Source organism: Streptobacillus notomytis (assembly GCF_001902585.1).
GTDB lineage: Bacteria > Fusobacteriota > Fusobacteriia > Fusobacteriales > Leptotrichiaceae > Streptobacillus > Streptobacillus notomytis.
The window spans coordinates 1-24645 of record NZ_LKKV01000090.1 but is presented as its reverse complement, the minus strand read 5'-3'; the positions used below and the strand labels follow the sequence as shown (position 1 = coordinate 24645).

Below are 24645 nucleotides of genomic sequence, written 5' to 3'. Positions count from 1 at the left end.
CACCTCTATATTTCTTCATAAGATAAATTTATTCTCTTAATACTTAATGTTTTCCCTGTTTTAGGATTTATTTCAACCTCAATTCCATTAATTCTTTTATTTTCTTCACAAACAGTATATCTAACAGGCATTCCATCTTTAAATTTCTTTATAATTTCTTTTCTATTCATTCCAATTACACCATCATGACCACCAGTCATACCTATATCAGTAATATATCCTGTTTTATTTAATAATATTCTTTCATCTGCCGTTTGTATATGAGTATGTGTTCCGTATACAAGTGAAACCTTACCTGCTAAATTCCAACCCATAGCATTTTTCTCTGAAGTTACCTCTGCATGAAAATCGACTATAATTATATCTGCCTTATCCTTTATTTCTTCATACAATTCATCTATTGCCAAAAAGGGACAGTTTATTGTATTCATATACACTTTTCCTTGTAAACTTACTACTGCTATTCTAACATCATTTTTTTTAATTATAGTATAACCTTTTCCAGGACTTTTCTTAGAAAAGTTATGTGGTCTAATTATTCTACTTTCACTATCTAAATAATCATATATTTCTTTTTTATCAAAACTATGATTTCCTAAAGTAACTACATTTACTCCATAATTAAACATGCTTTTAGCATTATTTGGAAGTATTCCAAACCCCTTATCTATATTTTCAGCATTAACTATGATAAAATCATAATTTCCACCTCTTCTAGCTAAAAATTTAAATAATACATTTTCTCCTGATATTCCAACTACATCTCCTATAATTGCAAATTTCATATTTTCCCCATTCTAAAAATTTAAGCAGCCAATTAAATATGACTGCTTAATATTCAAATTAATTAACTCAAAAATTATTTTGCGTATTCAGTTGCTCTTGTTTCTCTAACTACAGTAACTTTAATTTGTCCTGGATATTGCATTTTTTCTTCAATATCTTTTGCAACATTTCTTGATAATATTACTGCTTGATCATCACTAATTTCTTCAGGTTTAACAATTAATCTTAATTCCCTTCCAGCTTGTATAGCATATGAACTTTCTATACCTTGATGTGAATTTGCTATTTCTTCTAATTGTTCTAAACGTTTTAAGTAATTTGATAATGTTTCACGTCTTGCACCTGGTCTTGCAGCACTTATAGCATCTGCTGCCTGAACTATTATTGCTTCAACAGAAGTTGGTTCAACTTCATTATGATGTGCTTCTACAGCGTTAATAACTATATCGCTTTCTCTTGAGAATTTTCTTAAAAATTCTGCCCCATTAATTGCATGAGAACCTTCTTGTTCATGTGAAAATGCTTTACCTATATCATGTAATAATCCAGCTCTTTTAGCATAATCAACATTAACTCCTAGTTGTGTAGCAAGACTAGAACATAAATGTGCAACTTCAATTGAATGTTGTAAAACATTTTGTCCAAAAGATGTTCTAAATTTAAGTTTACCTAATGTTTTTAAAACTTCCTTAGGTAATGCAGGTATCCCTACTTCTAAAATAGCTTCTTCTGCTGCACTAATCATAGAATTTTCTACTTCAGATTGTGATTTCTCTACTAATTCTTCTATCTTAGTAGGATGTATTCTACCATCTTGTATTAATTTTTCAAGCGTTAATCTTGCAACTTCCCTTCTTACACCATCAAATGATGAAAGTACTACAGCTTCTGGAGTGTCATCTATAATTAAATCTACTCCTGTAGCAGCCTCTAACGCCCTTATATTTCTCCCCTCTTTTCCAATTATTCTACCTTTCATTTCTTCGCTAGGTAATTGTACAACTGAAATAGTGGCATCTGCAACATAATCTGAAGCAGCCTTATTAATAGCTATTGCAATAGCTGATTTAGCTAATCTATCTTTTTCTCTTTCCAAATTATGTTCATAATCTTTAATTAAACGAGCTTTATCATATTCTAATTCATCCTCTAGTTTAATTAATATTATTTCCTTTGCTTGTTCAGAAGTTAAACCTGATATTCTTTCTAATTCTTTTTCTTCCTTTTCTATCATTGCATTTAATTCATTTTCAATTTCAACAATTTTTTCTTTTCTTTCTTCAAGTTTAGCTTCTTTTTCTTCTAATTTATTTGTTCTTAATTCTAAATTTTCTTCTTTTTTAGCAATTCTTTCTTCTTTTATTAAAAATTCAGATTTCATTACTTTAATTTCTTCATCGACTAATTTTCTTTGTGACAATAGTTCTTCTTTAACTTTTAAAGTCTCTTCTTTTTTAAATGATTCTATTTCTCTTTCTACATCTTTTTTTGTAGTTTCAAACTTCCTTTTTAGATCAAATATTTTTAATTCTAAATCACTATATTCGCCATATTTTTTAGTAAATTTACTTTTTGTAATATTAAATCCAATTAAAACTATCAATACTGCAATTAAGATGATTAATGTATAAGCAATCATTTTTACTCCCTTCTTTTTTTATTATCATTCAACACTATCAATCATCCATTGTCCATTATATTTTCTCCAAATTACATCAAAATAACTTGTTTCAGTTTCATAATTTAATAATAATATAGATTTTGCTGTATTTGTATTTATTATTTCTATCTCTTTTGAAAAAACTATTAAAATTTTTGAAAAATCATATTTTGATAAACTTGATAATATTATTCGGTTTCTTAGTGTTGTAGTTATCCTTTTTTTTATCTCGTCTTTATTATCTATTCTTGCTAAATCAATAATCTCATCTTGTACTTTAATTACTTCTTTAGAAATTGCATTTTTTTCAAAATTGCTTATTGTACTGACATTTATATTTGAACAGCTTATTAATAGTAAAAAAAACGTTAGAAATATATATTTTTGCATATTCCTCCCATAATATTCAGTCTACCATATTTTAGATTTTTTTTCAAATATTTTTAAATTGATATTACACAAAACTGACCTATTAAAATTGATACTTTAGATACAATTTTTAAGGTCAGTTTTTAATTTATTTGTACATTCTATTTTTTAATTCAGTTATAATCATATTTATTTCATTTATTTTTTTACTATTTACAGTATATTTTTTAGCTTTTTCAAATGAATTTATAGCTTTTGAATAGTAGTTATCTGACATTTTAACATCTAATCTACTATCTCCCATTTTTATATAGTCTTGTCCTTCACTAAAGAATTTAATGAAATCGTCACTAAAATCTCCTCTTTTTAACCTATTTTCTAGGTCAAAAATAAGTTTATTAACTTCATTTATTTTAATAGTGTTTTTTGTATATTTTAAAGCCTCTTTTAAATAATTTATTGCTTGTTTATAGTAATAACTTTTATCATAAGCATTACTTTTACTTTCACCTAAAGTAATAGAACTTTTAGCTTTACTATATAGTTCATCATATTTTAAAGTAAATCTCATGTTTTTTTCATTTTCACTAATTTTATTTTCAAGATTTCTTATTAAGCTAGTAGCCTGGTTTCTTTTACCTAAATCATTAGTTAAGTTAATTGCTTTTTTCAAAATATCTATGGCTTGTTTGTAGTAATAATTTACATCTTCAAAAGTTTGTTGTTTTTCAGCAAAATATATAATTTCTATAGCCCTGTTATATTCCTCTGTAAATTTATACTCATTTACTTTATCGCTATTTTTTATTTTCCATTCTAAATCTTGAATATACTTCTCTATTTCACTACGTTTATAGAAATCATTTGTATAATTTAAAGCCTTTTTAAAATTATCTATGGCTAGTTTGTAATAATAATTTGCATCTCCTGCATATGATTTACTTCCTTTTTCAACATATGAAAGAGCTTGTCTATAATACATATCAAAATTATTTGCAATATTATTTCCAGTTCTTGTTCTAATATTTTCTAAATATACATCTATTTGACTTACTTTGGTTCTTTCTCCAAGTGCAATATATATAGTTTTAGCTTTTTCAAAGGCAGTTTTTGCAGAATCATACCTTTGTAGATTATAATCTCTTTGTCCTTCTTCAAAATACTTATCAGCAAGTTGTATTTCTAATTTATATTTAATATTTTCTAAATACACATCTATTTCTTTTGATAAAGTATAGTTTCTATAATATTCATACACTTTTTTAGCTTCTAAAAATTTTGGTTTAGCTCTATCATAATTACCACTGTTGTAATATCTCTTACCTTCTTCAAAATTCTTATTAGCCTCATTTAATTCTATACTACGTTTAATCTCTTTTATATAATTATCTATTTGTTCAACATTTCTAGTCATAGAATATCTATAATAAATATCTCTTGATTTTTCAAGCTTAGATTTAGCTTCTGAATATCTTCCATATCTATATAGATTAATAGCTGCTTGATAATGTTGTTCTGCATCTGCTAAATCAATAGATTTAGTTAAACTTGTATATTTATTTTGTGAATTTCTATAATTATTACTAAAATCCTTATATGATTCATAACCTTTATAATACATATCTTTAGCTTCTCTAAAGTTTGCTGATCTTTCTAAAACTTCAGCTCTATTAATATATATATCAGCAGTGTATCTTGCAAATGATTCAAAAATTGAAGAATATTGACTATTTTTAACATCTGCTTTTCTTAATTTAGTAATAAAGTCTCCTAAAGAACCTACTCTCTTATTTAAATCTTCATTAGAGTAAGATTTAATTAATTCTATTGCTGTAGTTAAGTTTCTATAATTATCATGTCTTAATTTGAAGTCTGTGTATTTTTCCAATATAGGATTTTTTTCAATAATATATCCCATTTTCCATAATTCAAAGTAGATATTTGCTTTAGTTCTATAATCATTAGAATTATTAATTATAGACATATATCTATTTTCTGTTTCTCTAATTCTTGAAATTATTTCATTTTCTATTTCTAATGGTATTGGTGATTTAGCATTTTTTAATTCAACAACTGTTGTTTCTAATGCTCCTATATAATCTCCTTTTTCATATAATTGTTTTGCAGTTAATGCCGAACATGAAGTAATAAATAGGCTCACCGTTATCCCAATAAATAAATTTCTTAAATTTTTTTTCATTTTCCTTCACCTCTCCTTGTTATACATAAATGATACACCAATTAAGTTTAAATGTCAATAAAACTAATAGACTTATAAGTTATTTATCAGTATACACTATAATATTTATTGCAATATTCAAATTTAATGAGTATAATAATAAAAAAGAGGTGAAAATATGAAAAAGGATAAAATACTTCAATATATAGTAGAAACTGGCCTTGATGGTATAATATTTACTACACCAAAAAATATAGAATATCTTACTGGCTTTTCTTGTGATCCACATGAGAGAGCTTTAATGTACACAATAAATAAAAATGGTGATGAATTTATTTTATGTCCAAAATTAGAAGAAGAAGTTGCAAAAAAATCAACAGAAAATATTAATATAATAGGATATTTAGATACAGAAAGTCCGTATACTAAGTTACATGAATTTACTAATAATATATCTAGTCTTGGTATAGAAAAAGAACATCTTACTGTATTAAGATATGAGGCAATATTAGAAACATTTAAAGTTAAAGAAATAAAAGATGTCTCTCATTTAGTCCGTAATCTTAGAAAGAAAAAATCTGATCTAGAATTAGAATTTATGAGAAAAGCTGCAAATTTAGCTGATAAATGTATGGAAATTGCTAAAAATAATATTAGAAAAGGTATAACAGAACTAGAATTAAAATCAATAATAGAAAATGAAATAAAAAAATATGGTGTTTCTAAAATGAGTTTTGATACTATAGTTTTATTTGGTGATAATGCTGCAAACCCTCATGGTGAAAGTGGGGATAGAAAATTAAAAGATAATGAGTATGTCCTATTAGATTTAGGTTGCTATTATAAAGGTTATGCTAGTGATATTACTAGATGTATGGAATTTGGTAAGGTAAGTAGATTTGATAAATCTATATATGATTTAGTTCTTAAAGCAAATACAGAAGCTATTAAAGCTGTAAAACCAGGTGTTAGTTTTTCTTCTATTGATAAAATTGCAAGAGATATTATAACTAATGAGGGATATGGAGAATATTTCAATCATAGACTAGGACATGGAATAGGTATGGATTGCCATGAATATCCTGATGTATCTCAAAAAACAACAGATTTATTAGAAGTTGGAATGACATTTACAATAGAACCAGGTATATATATACCAAATAAAGTTGGAATAAGAATAGAAGATGATATATTTGTTACAGAAAATGGTTGTGAAGTTTTAACAAAATATAAAAAATAAGGATTAACTAATAAGTTAATCCTTTTAATTTTTTATCCTAATCTCTGTCTAGCATCACTAGCTCTCTTTAATGCTTCTCCTATATAGTTAATGCATAACATTATTATTAATATTAATATTGATGCTGGCATCCATACCCACCATTTATCAGCAAGTACTTCTGGTGCAGTTGCATAACTTATTAAAATTCCTAAAGAAGGAACTTGAGGCGGTAAACCATATCCTAAGAATGTTAATCCAGTCTCTATACCTAAGTTACTTGCAAATCCTAAAGTTAATCCAACTATAATTAATGATGAAATATTTGGAAGTAATTCTCTAAATATTATTTTAACATCACTAGTTCCCATAGTTTTTGATGCATTTATATAATCTCTTCTTACTTCTGATAATACTTTACCACGAATTAATCTTGCAGTTCCTGTCCAATAGAAAATTGACATTATTAATATAAATGTAACAACATTATATCTTGGTACTATAGTAACAAATACTATAATTATCAACGTAGTTGGTAATATACTTATGAAATCTATTATTCTCATTGAAATATTTTCTATCCAACCACCATAATATGAAATAATTACTCCAACAAATATACCTATAAATGAAGTAATAATAGTAACTGAAAATCCTATTACTATAGAATTTCTAGCTCCAATAATTAACTGACCAAGTATACTACGTCCTCCATAGTCAGCCCCCAACCAATATCCTTCAAGTGGTGCTGCATACTTATCTAATAATCTAACCTTCATTACATCTTCTACATCTAATAAAAAAGTAGCTGAGAAAAATATTATTATTATTAATATTGATAATAAAGTTAGAGAAAATAAAGCAACTTTATCTTTTTGAAATTCTCTTTTAATTACATTAAAACTTGAAGGTACTTCATTTGCTAAACTATCTTCAATAAGTTCATCTTTTTCTAGTTTTTCTTCTGTCTTCATTTTCTCCTCCTTTACTCTATTCTTATTCTTGGATCTACTATCATTAATAAAATATCAGATAATAATGATCCTAATAAACTTAAAAATCCATAAAATAATATTAATGTTGTAATAACTGAATAATCTCTTGATGATATTGAAGAAATAAATAATTGTCCCATACCAGGATAATTAAATATTGTTTCTATAAATATAGATCCTCCAAATAATCCTGTAATTGTATAACCTAAAAATGCTGCAATAGGCAAAACAGAGTTTCTAAATATATGTCTTGAATAAACTACTGACTCTGGCACACCTTTTGCTTTTGCTGTTTTAACATAATCTAATGACTTAGAATCTATAATTTCACTTCTTAAATATCTAATAGTCCATGTAGTTCCAAGTAATGCATATGTTGTTGCTGGCAATATCAAATGATATATTTTATTAACTACATAATCTAAAGTTCCAGGAGTGTATCCTAAATCAACTGATCCTCCAGTTGGGAATATTCTAAATTTATATCCAAATATAAATACCATTAATAAAGATAAAATAAATGTAGGCATTGCATAACTTACAAAATTATACACTGTTACAATTTTATCTAATCTTGATCCATTATATCTTCCACTTAATATCCCTAATGGTAATGCTATAGAATACATTAATATAACAGATAATAATGATAGAAAGAATGTATTATATATTCTCTCTCCTATAATTCTTGTAACAGGTAATTTATATGTATAACTTATACCAAAATTACCATGAAAAGCTCTACTCATCCAATTTACGTATTGAGTATATAAAGGGTCATATAATCCTGCTTCTCTTCTCAATTTTTCAATAGCTTCAGGAGGTGTTGTAGGTGAAATTAATCCAGTAAATGGATCTCCTGGCATTAATTTAGCAACAACAAATACTATTATACTTAAGATAAATAATTGAGGAATCATTGCTAAAACTCTTCTTAATACTGTTTTCCACATGCTTATTTACCTCCTTTATTTAAAGCTACATAATGATCAGAAGAAGAATCTAATAATTTTAAATCAAATACTCTTCCTTTTTCATCATAATATATTTTTTCTAATTCTTTGTATTCCTTATCAACTTTTATTCTAAAGTCTCTTTTTTCATCTCTAATAAGAGGATTAACATCAGGTATAGCAGCTATTAATCTCTTAGTATAAATGTGTTTTGGATTAGAATAAATTACATTCTTATTTCCTGTTTCAACGAATCTACCTTTATACATTATAGATATATGATCACACATATGTTTTACTACACCTAAATCATGTGATATGAAAATATAGCTTAAACCTAAGTGTTTTTGTATTTTTTTCATATAATTTAATACTTGTGCTTGGACAGATAAATCAAGTGCTGACACTGGTTCATCTGCAATTATCAATTTAGGATTAGTTGCTATAGCTCTTGCAACTCCTAATCTTTGCCTTTGTCCTCCACTAAATTCATGTGGATACTTAACTATATTATCTTCTGTCATTCCTACTATTTCTAATAATTCAATTACTCTTTTTCTTTCTTGATCTGGAGTAAAATTTTCAAAGTTCTTTAATGGTTCTGATAATAAATCAATAACTCTTTTCTTAGGATTTAATGAAGACATAGAATCTTGGAATATCATTTGTACATTTTTTCTATACATTGATTTTCTCTTAACTCTATTTAAGTTTATTTCTTCACCTTCATAAAACAATTTACCTTCAGTAATTTTTTCTAACCCAATAATTGATTTCCCTATAGTTGACTTTCCAGAACCTGATTCACCTACTAATCCATAAGTTTTTCCTTTTTCTATTTCCATGCTAACGCCATCAACAGCTCTAACATAATCTTTAATAGTATTGAAAAAACCTCCTCTGATTGGATAATGAACTTTAAGTCCTTCTAATTTAATTAATTTGTTCACTAATTCTCACCTTCTTTTGTAAAATAGAAGTTTTTATAACAAGTACATCTTACGAAATGTCCTTCTTCAACTTCATGTAAAGTTGGTATTTCTTCATGCTCATTTTCAGCAATCCAAGGTATTCTATATCTAAATCTACAACCTTCTCTTGGTAAATTTTTTAAAGATGGAACAGTTCCATGTATTACATGTAAATCATCTTCTGAATTTGAATCCATTTGTGGTATTGAGCTTAATAATGATTTAGTATACGGATGTTTTGGATTTTTAAACAAGTCATATACTGTAGCTATTTCTACAATTTCACCCGCATACATTACCGCTACTCTATCAGCAATTTCTGCTACAACTCCTAAATCATGTGTTATTAATATTATTCCTGCTCCAATTTCAGATTGTAATTCACGAAGTAAGTCTAATATTTGAGCTTGTATAGTAACATCAAGTGCTGTTGTTGGTTCATCAGCAATTAAAATGTCAGGTTTACATGAAAGTGCTATAGCTATTATTATTCTTTGTCTCATACCTCCTGATAATTCATGAGGAAATTGATTCATAACTCTTTCTGGATTATTAATACCAACTTTTACAATTAATTCTTTTACTCTATTTTTTCTTTCTTCAGATGTTAAAGTTGTATGATATTTTAATCCTTCTTCTATTTGATCTCCTATTTTCATTAATGGATTTAATGCAGATAAAGGATCTTGGAATATCATTCCAATTTTAGCTCCTCTTATATTATTAAAATCTTTTTCTGTAAAATCAACTAAATTGTTCCCTTCAAATTTAATTTCTCCAGAAACTTTTGTATATATAGGGTTATGTAATCCCATTATTGAAGTCGCAAGCGTGGATTTACCACATCCTGACTCACCAACTATGGCTAATACTTCATTTTTTTTCAAATGAAAACTAACACCATCAACGGCATTATGATATATATCTTTTATACGAAAACTTGTGATTAAATCTTTTATTTCCAAAAGTATCTCAGATTGTTGATTATCTCCCATATTTATCTACTCCTTTCATTTATATATTTAACTTATTTTAGATTTTACTACATTTTTAAATTTTTTTCTATATATTAACTATATAAATTATATATGCAAGTATATATTTTGTCAATTTTTGCATTTTTCACATAAACCTTTGATATAAAACATTACTTCATCCATGTAAATATTTCCTAATTTTTCTAAATCCATTTTGTAATAATCTATTTTAAAATCAACCATTTTATTACATTTCAAACATTTAAAATGTCCATGTGGGTAATCTTCTACATCATATCTAGTTTCATTTCCTTCTATTACAATAGCATTTGCAATCTTATTTTCCACCAAAAGATTTAAAGTATTATATACTGTTGTTTTTGATAATGTAGGTAATTCTGGCAATAAATCTTTATATATTCTATCTGCTGTTGGATGAACATGATTTGAATGAAGATAATCCAGTATTTTAATTCTATGTATAGAAGGTTTAATCCCTCTTTCTTTCAAACATTTTTCTATATCTTTCATTTCTACCACCTTATTTTATGATATTATAGTAAATTTATTCCATTTTTTAAACATTCTTCTTCTATTTCTTTAGTCCATATAGATGCTTGAACTTCTCCTATATGTGCTTTTTGTAATAAGAACATACAAATTCTTGATTGCCCTAATCCACCACCTATTGTTAAAGGTAATTCATCATTTAATAACATTTTATGATAATCTAAATTCTCTCTATCTTTATTTCCTGATATTTCTAATTGTTTTTTAAGTGATTCCTTATCTACCCTAATTCCCATAGATGATAACTCAAATGCAGATTCTAAAATATCATTCCATACTAATATATCTCCATTTAATTCCCAATCATCATAGTCTGGAGCTCTACCATCGTGTTTTTCTCCACTATTTAAAGCCTTACCTATTTGCATTAAAAATACAGCTTTATGTTTTTTAGTAATTTCATTTTCTCTCTCTTTTGGACTTAAATTTGGATACATATCTTCAAGTTCTTGTGAAGTTAAGAAATAAATATCATTAGGAAGTAATTGTTTTAACTCATGGTATTTCATATTAACATATGATTCTGTAGCTAAAAATACTTTATAAATCTTAGTTACTACTTCCTTTAAAAATTCTAATCCTCTATTTCTAGTTTCTCTTGAAATAACTAATTCCCAGTCCCATTGATCTACATATATAGAATGAGTATTATCTAAATCTTCATCACGTCTTATAGCATTCATATCTGTATATATTCCATGATTTTCCTTAATTCCATATCTTTTTAAAGCCATTCTCTTCCATTTTGCAAGTGAATGTATAATTTCTAGTGTATTTTCATTATCATCTTTCATCGTAAATGCTACAGGTCTTTCAACTCCATTTAAATTATCATTTAATCCTGTAGATTTTATTACAAATAAAGGTGCTGAAATTCTTGTTAAATTTAACGCATCAGCTAATCCTCTTTCAAAAAAATCTTTTATTTCCTTAATTGCAATTTCTGTTTGCATAATATCTAGGCTTGACCTATATCCTGTTGGTACTAACATTTTTCTATCTTCCTTTCAAATTACTTAATTTTAAAAATTCTTCCTCTGTTATAATCTTTATCCCCAATTGTTCTGCTTTTTTTAATTTAGAGCCTGATTTTTCACCAATTATTAAATAATCTAAGTTTTTACTTACTCCTGATAAATATATTCCACCATTTTTTTCAATAATTTCTTTAATTTCTTCACGACTATAGTTTTCAAATTTACCTGTAGCTAAAAACTTTTTATTAGTTATAAACTCATTACTTAATATTTGTTCTTTTTCAAAACTTAAATTAAAACCAATATTTTTAATTTCATTTATTAAAGAAATATTTTCATCATCTCTAAAATAATTATAAATAGATAAACTTACTTTATCTCCTACACCTTCTATTAATGTAAATTCTTCTAAATCAGAATTAATAATATTTTCTATATTCCCAAAATGCGATACCACTAATTTTGATGTAGTTTTACCAACATATTCTATACCTAAAGAATAAAATAATTTTTCAAAACTTATATTTTTAGCTTCTTCTATATTATTTAATAACTTCTCAACGCTTTTAGCGCCCATTTTCTTTAACTTTATTAATTCTTCTTTATAATTTTCAAGTTTAAATACATCTGTTATAGATTTAATATATCCTAAATCTACAAATCTATCAACTATCTTATTTCCTAAACCTTGAATATTTAAAGCATCTCTACTTACAAAATATTCAATTTTTCTTTTTAATTTTTCTATACAATTCGGATTTTTACATTTAAGAGCTACCTGTCCTTCTTCTTTAATTACATCATTTCCACAACTTGGACATTTTTCTATAATTTCAATATCTTTTTCAACGCCCGTTCTTTTTTCTACTAGTACTTTTACTACCTGTGGAATGATTTCTGCAGCTTTTTCAACTATTACAATATCACCAATTTTTAATCCTAATCTTTTAATCTCATCAATATTATGTAAAGAAGCTCGTTTTAAAATAGATCCAGATATATGTACAGGTTCTAACTCAGCAACAGGTGTAATAACACCTGTTCTACCTACCTGAAAACTTATATCTAGCATCTTAGTCTCTTTTTGTTCTGCTTTAAACTTATATGCTATAGCCCATCTTGGAGATTTAGCAGTATATCCTAATAAACTATGTAAATTATATTCATTTACTTTAATCACTAATCCATCTGTTTCATATTCTAGTTTTTTTCTATTATTATCCCAATATTCTATTTCTTTTTCTAAATCTTCAATTTTATCAGATTTAATAAATACACCTGTGGTTTTAAATCCAAGTTTTTTAATATATTCTATGGATTCTAATTGAGTTTTTAAACCATATTTTTCAGAATCAACTAAATAGTATAGATAACAATCAAGATTTCTATCTTTTACTATAGTATTATCAAGTTGTCTAATTGTTCCAGAAGCAGCATTTCTAGGATTAGCAAAAACCGTTTCTCCATTTTCTTCTCTTTCTCTGTTAATTCTCTCAAACTCTTTAAGAGGTAAAACTATCTCTCCTCTTATTTCTAGATCAATTTCATCTTTTAATATCTTAGGTATACTTGATATTTGTATTACATTTTCAGTAACATCTTCACCTACACTACCATCTCCACGAGTAATTGCTTGTATTAATCTACCTTTTTCATAAATTAAACTAATACTTAAACCATCTAATTTTAATTCTAATACATATTCAACGTTACTACCAACTTCTTTCTTTACTCTTTGATCAAAAGCTTTTAAATCTTCCATAGAGTATGTATTAGCAAGACTTAACATAGATTTTTTATGTTTTACTTTTTTGAATTTATCACTAGATTTTCCACCTATAATCTCTGTTGGAGAATTTTTTAGTTTTAATTCAGGAAATTCTTTTTCTAATATTTCTAATCTTTTTAACAATTCATCATATTCTTGATCTGTAATCAAACTTTCATCTAAATTATAGTAATGGTGGTTGAATATCTCTATATCTTTTATTAATTTTTCATACTCTTTCTTTTTTTCTTCTTTATTATTTAGATCAAAAAGTAACATATTTCTCCTATTTAATTCCGCTATAATTTGGGGCTTCCTTTGTTACTATAACATCGTGTGGATGTGATTCTTTTAATCCTGCATTAGTAATTTTAACAAATCTTCCATTAATTTTTAAATCCTCTATAGTAGGAGTTCCACAATATCCCATACCTGAACGTAATCCTCCACATAATTGGAATAAAACATCTTTTAATTTCCCTTTTAAAGGAACCATAGATTCTATACCTTCTGGAACTAATTTATCTGTAGCAGATTCAAGTTGGAAATATCTGTCCTTACTTCCTCTTTTCATAGCTATTAATGAACCCATGCCTACATAACTTTTATATGCTCTACCATTATATAGTATCTCTTCTCCTGGTGATTCATAAGTTCCAGCAAGTAATCCACCTAACATTACACAATCTGCTCCTGCCGCTATAGCTTTAACTATGTCTCCTGAAAGTTTTATTCCTCCATCTGCAATTACTCCTATTCCTCTTTCATTACAGTATTCTGCCACTTCCATTACAGCAGATAATTGTGGCATACCAACACCTGATACAACACGAGTTGTACAAATAGATCCTGGTCCTACTCCAACTTTTACAGCATCTACCCCAGCTTCTACTAAATCAATCGCAGCTTGTTTTGTAACTATATTTCCACCTATTAAATTTAAGTTTGGAAATTCTTTTCTAATTTCTTTTATCTTCTCAATTACACCCTTTGAGTGTCCATGAGCAGAGTCAACAGTAATAATATCTACTCCTGCATCTACTAAGGCTTTAACTCTTCTTAATGTATCTGCTCCTATTCCCACTGCTGCTCCAACTCTTAATCTTCCTTTTTCATCCTTACATGCATTAGGATAATTTGCAACATTATCTATATCTTTAATAGTAATTAATCCTTTTAATTTACCATTTTCAACTATAGGTAATTTTTCTATTCTATGTTCTAATAAGATTCTTTTAGCTTCTTCAAAAGTTGTTCCAACTTTTGCTGTTATTAAATTTTCTTTAGTCATAATATCTATAACTTTAGAACTTAAATCTTCCCTATATTTTAAATCTCTATTTGTTATTATACCTAATAATTCATTTTCACTATTTATAACTGGTAATCCAGATATCTTATATTTTTTCATTATATCACTAGCTTCTTGTAAATCAGAACCAATATTTAAAGTAATAGGATTAGTTATCATACCACTTTCAAATATTTTAACCTTATTTACTTCATCAGCTTGTCTTTCTATAGTCATATTTTTATGAATAAATCCTATTCCACCTTCTCTTGCTATAGCTATTGCAAGTTCTGCTTCCGTAACTGTATCCATTGCTGCACTAATAATTGGTACATTTAATGTTAATCTCTTCGTTAGCTTAGTTTTTAAATCTACCTCACTTGGTATTACACTTGAACTTTGAGGAATTAATAATACATCATCAAAAGTTAATCCTTCTAATAAAATTTTATTCATTTTTATACTCCTAACCAATTTATATATTTTTTAGTTTTTTCAAAAGATTTACCTAACATAAAGTCATTCTGATTTTTTAGATTTCCACAAATAGCTGGATGATTATGTTTAATTATTTCTCCATCTAGAATATGCTTTTCCATAATTGCAGCATCATTTCCCCATAAAAGATAAGTAATATTAGGATTTTTATTACTAATATATTCAATTAATTCATTAATAATATTTTCCCAAAACTTATGATGAGCACCAGCTTTATCAACAATTGTAGTTAGTGATGAATTTAATAATAACACACCTTGTTTTTGCCAATTTTTAAATATCATATTAGGTGATAAAATGTTAAATTCTTTTTTTAATATCTTATTTCTGATATCTGATATATCAGCTATATTTCCTGTATATGTTTTATAAATTAACTTCAAAATATTTTTAAGTGATGTATTTACTTTTTCATCCATCCAACTCTTACTATTTACTTCAAATGCAAGTCCAGTTGCTACACCCTTTTGAAAATATGGATCTTTTCCCATAATACATACTTTAATATCATAAAGATTTTGACTAAGTGCCTTAAATATTTTTTCAGAACTAGGTGTATACTCTATATGATCTGCTTCTAAATTATCTATAAATCCTTTAATTTTAATTACTTTATCAAAATTAAAAAATTCTTTATAACTTTCATGTATACCATATTCTTGTATAAAATTATTTACTATATCATCAAATTCATTTTCATTATTTACTATATCAAATACTTTCATTCTATTGTTAAATGATAATATATATATCTTTGAATTGAAAATTTTTATTTTCTTTATTTCATCTTGAAAGACCTTAATTTTATTAATTTCATTTAACTCAAAATCAGTAACTATTAATTCTCCATTAATATTACCAAAATAATAGAAGTTATCATCATTTTCTATATATGTTATCTTATAACTTGACACCTTAAATGAATATTTAATCTGTGATTCTAAAATATCCCATATTTCAATATACCCCTCATCAGTTGAAGCTAAATAATTAAGATCAACAATTTTAGAATAAATATGATTTGTAGTTGAAGTAATTTTGAAAATTTCTTTCAAATGTTGTAAAGAAAATAATAAGACATTTATACTACTTTCATGCATTTTTCTATGTTTTATTAATATATTTTCATCACTAACATATATTTTAAATCTTCCTTCTCCTAATTCAGTTAATGGAAAGGCTTTAAGATTTTCTAAATCTATATCATTTATATACAAAATACCATTTGAAATATATGCTAATTTACCTGTTTTACTTACTATTACATTTTCAATATTATTTAAAGGTAAAGTTATTTCTTCTACTATTTTTCTTCTTTTCCCATCCACCTTATATACCTTATTATTAGTACATATAACAAAAAAATCATTACTTTGAAAAAGTTGATTTTCATATTTAATAAATCTAATACTTAAAGATTCTTTCATTTTACCTTTTATACTTTTTATCTTTTTCATATTACTTAGAAAATTTAAAGAATCTCCAGTCGTAATTAATGTATAATTTAGTGGATCTAACGTAAAATCTGATATATTAAAATTAAAATTAACGCTATCCTTTAATATAAGTTCCATATTGATTACCTCTTAAACTCTAACTACTGTAACTATAACTGTTGGTACTTTACCTATATTATCATTAAAGAAATTGTTTAAAGTATTTGTTATTCCCATCTTTATCTTCTCAATATCTTGTTCTTGTTTTTGCTCTAAAAATTCCAATTTCACCTTAATAATTTCTTTCATATTTTCAGTAATTTGTGATGTAATATCATCTTTTTTGTATAAAAATCCTTTACTAAATATTATAGGATCTCCTATGAATTTTAAGTCAGAATTTTGAACTACAGATATAGCAAGAACTCCATTATCTGCTAAAATTTGTCTTTCTTTTAATATATGTTCTCTTACATTACCAACACTATCTCCGTAAATATACACAGCTCCACTTGGAACTTTACCAACTGTTTTAAAACTATTAGGTGTTAGCTCAAGTTTAAATCCATTTTCTGCAAGTATAATATTTTCTTCTGGCATTCCAACTTCCATAGCAAGTTCTTTATGTTTTTTAAGCATTACATATTCACCATGAACAGGCATAAAATATTTAGGTTTAATTAAATTTATCATAAGTTTTTGTTCTTCTTGACATCCATGACCTGAAACATGTATACCCATAACTTTTTCAAATATTACAGAAGCCTCTTTTTTAAGAAGTTGATTTATATTCTTATACGCAGCTTTTTCATTACCTGGTATAGGTGATCCTGAAATAATTACCCTATCATTTGCTCTAAGAAATATTGATTTATGAGTACCATTTGCTATCCTTGAAAGAACTGATAATGGTTCACCTTGAGTTCCTGTACAAATTATCATCACCTTATTTTCCGGCATTTTTTCAGCTTGTTCTAAAGTGATTATCATATTTCTAGGTATTTTTAAATAACCTAGTTTTGAACAAATTTCAAATATTTTTATCATACTTCTACCATCTATAGCAACTTTTCTACCATATTTTTGTGCTATAAGTATAATTTGCTGTATTCTATGTACATGTGAAGCAAATGATGCAAGTATTACCCTTCCTTTAGCCTTAGCAACTTCTGCATCTATACTTCTTCCTACTGTTGATTCAGATGGAGTAGAACCTGGAACTTGAGCATTAGTACTATCAGATAATAGTAAATCTACCCCTTCTTCTCCTATACTTGCAAGTCTTCCAAAATCAAATTTTTCATCATTAATAGGTGTTAAATCAACTTTAAAATCTCCTGTATGTAATATTGTACTTGTAGGTGTTTTAACTCTAATTGCATAACAATCTGGGATTGAATGTGTTACAGTTACAAACTCAACAGTAAAATATTTTCCAATTTTAATTTCGTTTCTATTAGATATATAAACACATTTAGGTTTTTTTACAGTAACTTTCTCAAATTTAGCTAAAGCTAACTCTAAACTTAATTTCCCCCCATACATAGGTATATCTGATCCTAATTTTTGATAAAAATAAGGTACTGCTCCTATATGATCTTCATGTCCATGAGTAATAAGTAATCCCTTAACTTTAGATAAATTTGATGATAAATACTCAAAGCTTGGTATAATTAAATCTACTCCCAGATGTTCATCTTCTGGAAAAGTTAATCCAGCATCAATAACTATCATCTCATCTCTATACTGAATAACTGTAATATTTTTACCAATTTCTTCTATACCCCCCAGTGGAATTATATATGTCTTATCAGTAGTAATATCTTTACTTTCTTCTACATTTACTTTTTCTAAAGCTTTTTTTCCATTTTTTTTAACTTTTTTTACCAATGGTTTTTCTTTAATTTCTTTTATTTCTTCTTCAAATAATTGCTTAACAGCCTTTATTTTTTCTCCTATTTCCTTTTTCTTTTTTGAAAAGGTCTTTTCATTTTTCTCCATTTATTCTCCCTTCTATAGTTTAATTTTTCCATCTAGGTACATTAATAATACAGAAATATCAGCAGGTGTTACTCCTGCAATACGTGATGCTTGACCAACAGTATGAGGCTTTCTTTCATTTAATTTCTGTTTAGCTTCTCCAGTTATTCCTTTGATTTCTAAAAAATTTAATTCAGCTGGTATTATTTTTTCTTCTAATTTTCTTTGCTTTTCTATCATTGAATTTGCTTTATTAACATATCCTTCATATTTAATCTGTACTTCAATTTGATATTCTGTTTCATCATCAAAATGTATATTTTCCATTTCTATATCTTCTGCTATATATTTAATATCATCATATGTAAAACTAGGTCTACGTAATAATTCTTTTAATGTTGTTCCGCTCTTTAAACTCTCATTATTTTTTTCTAAAACTTCTACTAATTTCTTATTACTTAATCCAAGTTTAGTATCTTCAAGTATTTTTATAGTTTTCTCTACATTTTTAAGTTTTTCTAACACTTTAGAATATGTCATATCATCAACTAAACCTATTTTATGTCCTATATGTGATAATCTTAAATCAGCATTATCTTCTCTAAGTATTAATCTATACTCAGATCTTGCTGTAAACATTCTATATGGTTCTTCAATTTCTTTAGTAATTAAATCATCTATTAATGTTGCAATATATGAACTATTTCTCTCAAGTAATAAAGGTTTTTCTCCTTTAATTGCTAAACTTGCATTTATACCAGCAATTAATCCCTGAACAGCTGCTTCTTCATATCCACTAGTACCATTTATTTGTCCTGCTAAGTATAATCCTTTAACTTTTTTAGTTTCAAGTGTGTATTCAAGTTCATTAGGATTTACAAAATCATATTCTACTGCATATCCATATCTCATTATTCTTGCATTTTCTAATCCTTCAATTTGTCTTACCATTTTTTGTTGTAAATCAGCTGGATATGATGTAGAAAGTCCTGATATATATACTTCATTTGTATCAAATCCTTCTGGTTCTAAGAATAGATGATGTGAATCTTTATCATTAAATTTGATTACTTTATCCTCAATAGAAGGACAATATCTTGGTCCTACAGAATCTTTTATTGTACCATTAAATAAAGGTGATCTATTTAAATTATCTCTAATTATTTTATGTAAATCTAAATTTGTTCTTGTAATATAGCATGAAAGTTGTTTAGTATTTTCAATTACTTCATTAGGTGTAGAACTTGAAAACTTAATAATCTTAGAAGTTTCACCAGGTTGTTCTTCTAATATATCAAAATTAATTGTTCTAGCATCTATTCTAGGTGAAGTTCCTGTTTTAAATCTTCTAACATTTAATCCCATATCAATTAAAGAACTAGTTAAATCTTTAGCTGATAATTCTCCCATTCTTCCACCTTCAATTATTTTATCTCCAACATAAAGTAATCCATTTAAAAAAGTTCCAGAACATATTATTATACTTTTAGCTGAAAATTCTAAACCATTTTTAGTTTTTAATCCTTTAATTACAAAATCTTTTTTATCATATTTTTCATATATTAATTCTGTAACTATATCTTGAACTACATCAAGATTTTCTTGATTTTCAACTATTTTTTTCATATTTCTAGCATAAATTTTTCTATCAGCCTGTGATCTTAATGATCTAACAGCTGGACCTTTTTTAGTATTTAATACTCTAATTTGAACAAAAGATTCATCTATAGTCTTTGACATTTGCCCACCTAATGCATCTAATTCTTTAACTAAATGTGATTTAGCTGGTCCCCCTATAGATGGATTACAAGACATAACCCCTATATTATCTAAAGTAATTGTAAACATAGCTGTTTTTAATCCAAGTCTAGAACTTGCTAGTGCAGCTTCTATACCAGCATGACCTGCACCTATAACTAATAAGTCATATTTATTCTCCATATTCACCCCTATTTTATTATTTTGTCTATCATCTCTGTTTTAAGTAATAATATTAATGTTTCATCTTTTTTTAATATATCGTTAGGATCTGGTGTAACATTCATTGCTCCATTTGCATATTTAACAGCAATAACATTAGCTTCATATTTAGTTCTTAAATCAAGTTCTTTTAAAGTTTTACCTACAAATTCTTCTGGCATAATTAATTCAAATACTGAATATTCCTCAGAAAATCTAAAATGCTCTACCACTGTAGGTCTAAGAGATGCAAGTGCAATTTTTTCTCCCATAGATTCTTCTGGATAAACAACCATATCTGCACCTATTTTTTTAAGTACCTTACCTTGAGTATGTGAAACAGCCTTGCATATTATTTTCTTTATACCAAGTTCTTTTAAATGTAAAGTAACCAGTATACTTGATTGTATATTACTTCCTATACAAACAAATGCAATTTCAAAATCATCTTTTATTACATTTTTTAAAGTTGTTTCTTCAGTTACATCTAATATTATTGCTTCATCTACTATTTCTTCATCTAATGCCTGTCTAACTAATTCTTCTGATGAATCAAGAGCTAGTACTGTATTTCCATTTCTATACAATGTTTTTGCTACAGATTTACCAAATTCTCCTAATCCAATTACTAAAAAATTCTTCATAATTCTCCTAACCAATTAATATATTTCCCTCTGGATAAACATATTTACCTTTTTCTGTACTTCTAGATAATGCTAATATTACTGTTAATAATCCAACTCTTCCTAAAAACATTGTAATTATTAACAATATTTTAGAATATATTGTAAGTGATGCAGTAATTCCCATACTTAAGCCCACTGTTCCCATAGCAGAAATTAATTCAAATAAGACCTTTACCATATTTTTATCATTTTCAAAAATGCTCATTAATAAGAAAATTATAAACAAGTATGATAACGCTACGAATAACAAGGCTACTGCCTTATTAAAAGTCTTAAATGAAATTTTTCTTTTTGAAAATACTATTTCTTCCCTATTTTTCATAGAAGCTTTTATACCTAAAAATATTATACCTACTGTATTTGTCTTTATTCCACCACCTGTTGAACCAGAAGATGCTCCAATAAACATTAATATACATGAAACCAGTACTGTCGGTAATCTAAGTTCATTTAAATTTACTGTATTAAAACCTGCAGTTCTTAAACTTACAGATTGGAAGAAACTAGCCAGTATCTTCTTTAAAAAAAGTAAATCACCTATACTATTATTATTCGTATACTCAAATATTAAAAACAAGAACATTCCTATGAATAGTAAAGAAACTGTAATATATAAAGAAAATTTAGTATTGATTGTTAATCTTCTTCCTCTTCCTTGAATATACTCATATATATCTATAATAGCTGCGAACCCAACTCCACCTGTAAAAATTAAAAAAGCAATAATAATATTTACATAAACATTATCAACAAAACCTTCCAAATTGTTTGAATACAGCGAAAAACCTGCATTACAAAATGCAGAAATAGAATGAAAAATTGAATAAAAAATTGCTTTACCTACACTATATTTTTTTAAAAAATCTGAAAGAAGAAAAATTGCACCTAATATTTCTATACCAAATACAACCATAGCTACTTTTTTAATATATAAATAAATATCAAAATTATCTTCAAAGTTCAAATCTTCTTTTACAATCTTTTTAGTATAGTACCCTATTTTCTTTGACACTAATAATACTATCAAAGAAGAAAAAGTTAATATACCTAATCCACCTAATTGTATTAATATCAGTATTATAACATTACCAAAGCCATTAAATGTCTCACTTACATCTAATAGGGTTAATCCTGTTACTGTCACAGCTGAAGTTGCAGTAAATAGTGCTTCAAAAAATGAAATTTTAACTCCACTTTTTAAGCTAATGCTTAATGTTAATATACTTGCTCCAACAACTATTATTGATATAAATGAAATTAATATCAAAATATATGGTGATATTTTTTTTTCCATTTTACACTCCATTTTTTAATAAGGACAATCTAAAGAAGATTGTCCTTATTTATATTATATTTCTAATAAATGTCTTGTAACATACTCAGTTGCTGCTATAAAGTTTAATTTATCTTTAACTTCATTGTAGCTAACTTTTTTGTACGGTGTATCTTCTGTCTTTTGAATAATTACAAATGAATCATCTAATGAAATTTCTATAAAATCTCCTATTTTAGCAGAGAATAACTTAGAATTTACAGCTTTATCATAACCAACTACAGGTAATTTATCATTTTCTTTAACTTTAGAGAAATGATCTTTAATCCCATATTCATTGTACTTACCTGTTGTATCGCTAGTAATATTTTCCCATGTTAATTTACTATTTGTTATTAAATTTTTAATTTCTAATACCTTATTTTTAGTATCTTCTTTAGTTTTTTCTCCAGCTTCAACTCTTATTAAAATATGTTTTAAAGTTGCAATATCTTTATTATTCTTATCTTTTTCTTCAACTAAGATAATATGATATCCAAATTGTGTTTTAACTGGTCCAACTATACTTCCGACCTCTGCTTTTGCAACTGCTGCTCTAAATTCAGGTACAAAATTATTAATATTTGCTTTACCTAAATCTCCACCATTATTTGCACTTCCAGGATCCTTAGATAATTCTTTAGCTTTTTCTGCAAAATTCTCTTTAGTTATCTCTTTCATTAATTCTATAACTTTAGCTTCTGTTTCTTTTGCATCATCATCACTAGGTATATATACTTTACCAATTATTTCTCCACTTACTGTATGTGGAATATCAAAAGCTCCTCTATATTTATTAAATATTGATCTCATTTCTTCTTCATTTGCAACATATGAACTTATTAATTTAGCTACATATTCTTCTGCAATATATTCTAATTGATATTTAGGTAATAAGTCTTGATTTAATGTTAATCCTGACTCAATAGCCTTATCTTTAATTCTAACCTTTTTTTCTAAATCTGATTCAATTAATCCCTTTATCATATTTTGAAAATCTTCAGTATATCCATTACCTTGTTTAAAGAATAGATTTATAACTTGAGATAATACATCCATATATGTAAATCTGTATTCTTCTTTTTCAAAGAATACCTCTTTTAACTTATTTAAAGCTGGTTCTATGCTCTTATCACTTATAGAAAATTTAGCATTATTAAACTTGTTTTCTATTAATGATTTTTCATATATTTTAGCTTTTTCACTTAAAATTTCATCCTTAACTTCATCTTTAACTTCTGCAAATGATTTATCTTCATATTCAGTAAATTTTCTTTGATTAAATCTATCTTCAATTTCTTTATCAGTAACAGAAATCTTTTGTTTAATAATATCTAATTTTTTATCATTTAATAAAAATGTTTTAATTGTTGATCTTAATCCCTCAACAGTTTGCCCCTGTGCATTTAATGCAGTAATTAACCCTTTACTTCCTCCAAGTTGATCTTCTAACTCTTTAAATTTTTGTTCAATCTCACTTCTTGATACTCTTGCTCCTAATTCATTTGTTAAAACTTTATTTATAGCTTCATATACTTGACCAGCTAAAACATATCCTTTTACTAATTCATCAGGTAATGATTGAAATTTTTCTTTATATAATTTTTTAGCTTTAATTATTTGTTCACTTAAACTTTCTACTTGTCTTGAAAAATCATTGTATCTCTTTTCAAAATCTTCCTTATATATCTTTTCTCCATCTATTTTTAACATAACAGTTTTTTTCTCTCTATTAGAAATATACGTATAAGCAGACATAAATACTGGAATTAGCATTGCAATTGCTATAAAGACCGTAATTATTTTCATTGGTCTTCCCATTTTTTTTAATGCCATTTTTGTTCCTCCTATTAAATTATATTATATGTAATTATATCATACTTCATCAATTAAATTCAAGTTTTTATACATATACCCCCTCCTTTTTAAAAAAATAAGAAAATTATGATAATTTTTTCACAAGACTTATTGTATATATTAAAAAAAAGACTACAACAACGTTGTAGTCTTTAAACTTAGAATTACCATGTATAATTAATCCCAATTCCAGCCTTACCAA

General features: G+C 26.3%; 19 protein-coding genes. 1 reads left to right on the top strand and 18 read right to left on the bottom strand.

What is annotated here, in order from left to right; translation table 11 throughout:
• Positions 1-5: 5 nt before the first annotated feature.
• The 4 genes from BUE91_RS04625 to BUE91_RS04610 form a co-directional block, all read right to left on the bottom strand.
• Positions 6-785 (bottom strand): TIGR00282 family metallophosphoesterase, encoded by a 780-nt coding sequence (locus tag BUE91_RS04625; RefSeq protein ID WP_073508102.1) that lies wholly within the window; start codon positions 783-785, stop codon positions 6-8.
• Positions 786-859: 74 nt separating this feature from the next.
• Positions 860-2425: a ribonuclease Y gene (rny, locus tag BUE91_RS04620; RefSeq protein WP_066900844.1), complete on the bottom strand. Its 1566-nt coding sequence runs from the start codon at positions 2423-2425 to the stop codon at positions 860-862.
• 24 nt (positions 2426-2449) lie between these two features.
• Positions 2450-2836 (bottom strand): hypothetical protein, encoded by a 387-nt coding sequence (locus BUE91_RS04615; protein WP_066900846.1) that lies wholly within the window; start codon positions 2834-2836, stop codon positions 2450-2452.
• Between the two features lie 127 nt (positions 2837-2963).
• On the bottom strand, positions 2964-5015 hold the full coding sequence (locus tag BUE91_RS04610; RefSeq protein WP_073508101.1) for a hypothetical protein: 2052 nt from the start codon (positions 5013-5015) through the stop codon (positions 2964-2966).
• A gap of 157 nt (positions 5016-5172) precedes the next feature.
• Between BUE91_RS04610 and BUE91_RS04605 the strand changes: the two genes are divergently transcribed.
• Positions 5173-6234: a M24 family metallopeptidase gene (locus BUE91_RS04605; RefSeq protein ID WP_073508100.1), complete on the top strand. Its 1062-nt coding sequence runs from the start codon at positions 5173-5175 to the stop codon at positions 6232-6234.
• A 32-nt stretch (positions 6235-6266) separates the two neighbouring features.
• Here BUE91_RS04605 and BUE91_RS04600 read toward each other — a convergent pair whose 3' ends face one another.
• The 14 genes from BUE91_RS04600 to BUE91_RS04535 form a co-directional block, all read right to left on the bottom strand.
• Positions 6267-7187 carry an ABC transporter permease gene (locus tag BUE91_RS04600; protein ID WP_066901217.1) on the bottom strand — a complete coding sequence of 307 codons (921 nt, stop codon included), beginning with the start codon at positions 7185-7187 and terminating at the stop codon, positions 6267-6269.
• A gap of 11 nt (positions 7188-7198) precedes the next feature.
• Positions 7199-8161 (bottom strand): oligopeptide ABC transporter permease, encoded by a 963-nt coding sequence (gene opp4B, locus BUE91_RS04595; protein ID WP_073508099.1) that lies wholly within the window; start codon positions 8159-8161, stop codon positions 7199-7201.
• Between the two features lie 2 nt (positions 8162-8163).
• Complete coding sequence (locus BUE91_RS04590; protein WP_066901221.1) at positions 8164-9111, bottom strand: ATP-binding cassette domain-containing protein; 948 nt, start codon at positions 9109-9111, stop codon at positions 8164-8166.
• Complete coding sequence (locus tag BUE91_RS04585; protein WP_066901223.1) at positions 9111-10127, bottom strand: ABC transporter ATP-binding protein; 1017 nt, start codon at positions 10125-10127, stop codon at positions 9111-9113. The genes BUE91_RS04590 and BUE91_RS04585 overlap by 1 nt, the downstream gene beginning before the upstream one ends.
• Positions 10128-10238: 111 nt before the next feature.
• Positions 10239-10640, bottom strand: coding sequence for a Fur family transcriptional regulator (locus BUE91_RS04580; RefSeq protein ID WP_073508098.1), 402 nt, complete (start codon positions 10638-10640; stop codon positions 10239-10241).
• A gap of 23 nt (positions 10641-10663) precedes the next feature.
• Complete coding sequence (asnA, locus tag BUE91_RS04575) at positions 10664-11671, bottom strand: aspartate--ammonia ligase (protein WP_073508097.1); 1008 nt, start codon at positions 11669-11671, stop codon at positions 10664-10666.
• A 4-nt stretch (positions 11672-11675) separates the two neighbouring features.
• On the bottom strand, positions 11676-13703 hold the full coding sequence (gene ligA / locus BUE91_RS04570; protein ID WP_073508096.1) for an NAD-dependent DNA ligase LigA: 2028 nt from the start codon (positions 13701-13703) through the stop codon (positions 11676-11678).
• Between the two features lie 7 nt (positions 13704-13710).
• Entirely contained in the window at positions 13711-15171 is a 1461-nt protein-coding gene (guaB, locus tag BUE91_RS04565; protein WP_066901231.1) for an IMP dehydrogenase, read from the bottom strand.
• Between the two features lie 2 nt (positions 15172-15173).
• Entirely contained in the window at positions 15174-16787 is a 1614-nt protein-coding gene (locus BUE91_RS07470; RefSeq protein ID WP_073508095.1) for a uracil-DNA glycosylase family protein, read from the bottom strand.
• A 12-nt stretch (positions 16788-16799) separates the two neighbouring features.
• Positions 16800-18650, bottom strand: a complete 1851-nt coding sequence (locus tag BUE91_RS04555) for a ribonuclease J (protein ID WP_073508094.1) — start codon at positions 18648-18650, stop codon at positions 16800-16802.
• A gap of 12 nt (positions 18651-18662) precedes the next feature.
• A complete protein-coding gene (gene mnmG / locus BUE91_RS04550; RefSeq protein ID WP_073508093.1) occupies positions 18663-20570 on the bottom strand; it encodes a tRNA uridine-5-carboxymethylaminomethyl(34) synthesis enzyme MnmG in 1908 nt (635 codons plus the stop codon).
• A gap of 8 nt (positions 20571-20578) precedes the next feature.
• The gene (locus tag BUE91_RS04545; protein ID WP_073508092.1) at positions 20579-21232 is read right to left on the bottom strand and encodes a potassium channel family protein; all 654 of its coding nucleotides are present in this window, start codon (positions 21230-21232) and stop codon (positions 20579-20581) included.
• 7 nt (positions 21233-21239) lie between these two features.
• Positions 21240-22568: a TrkH family potassium uptake protein gene (locus tag BUE91_RS04540; RefSeq protein ID WP_073508091.1), complete on the bottom strand. Its 1329-nt coding sequence runs from the start codon at positions 22566-22568 to the stop codon at positions 21240-21242.
• A gap of 54 nt (positions 22569-22622) precedes the next feature.
• The gene (locus tag BUE91_RS04535) at positions 22623-24422 is read right to left on the bottom strand and encodes a peptidylprolyl isomerase (RefSeq protein WP_073508090.1); all 1800 of its coding nucleotides are present in this window, start codon (positions 24420-24422) and stop codon (positions 22623-22625) included.
• Between the last annotated feature and the right edge of the window lie 223 nt (positions 24423-24645).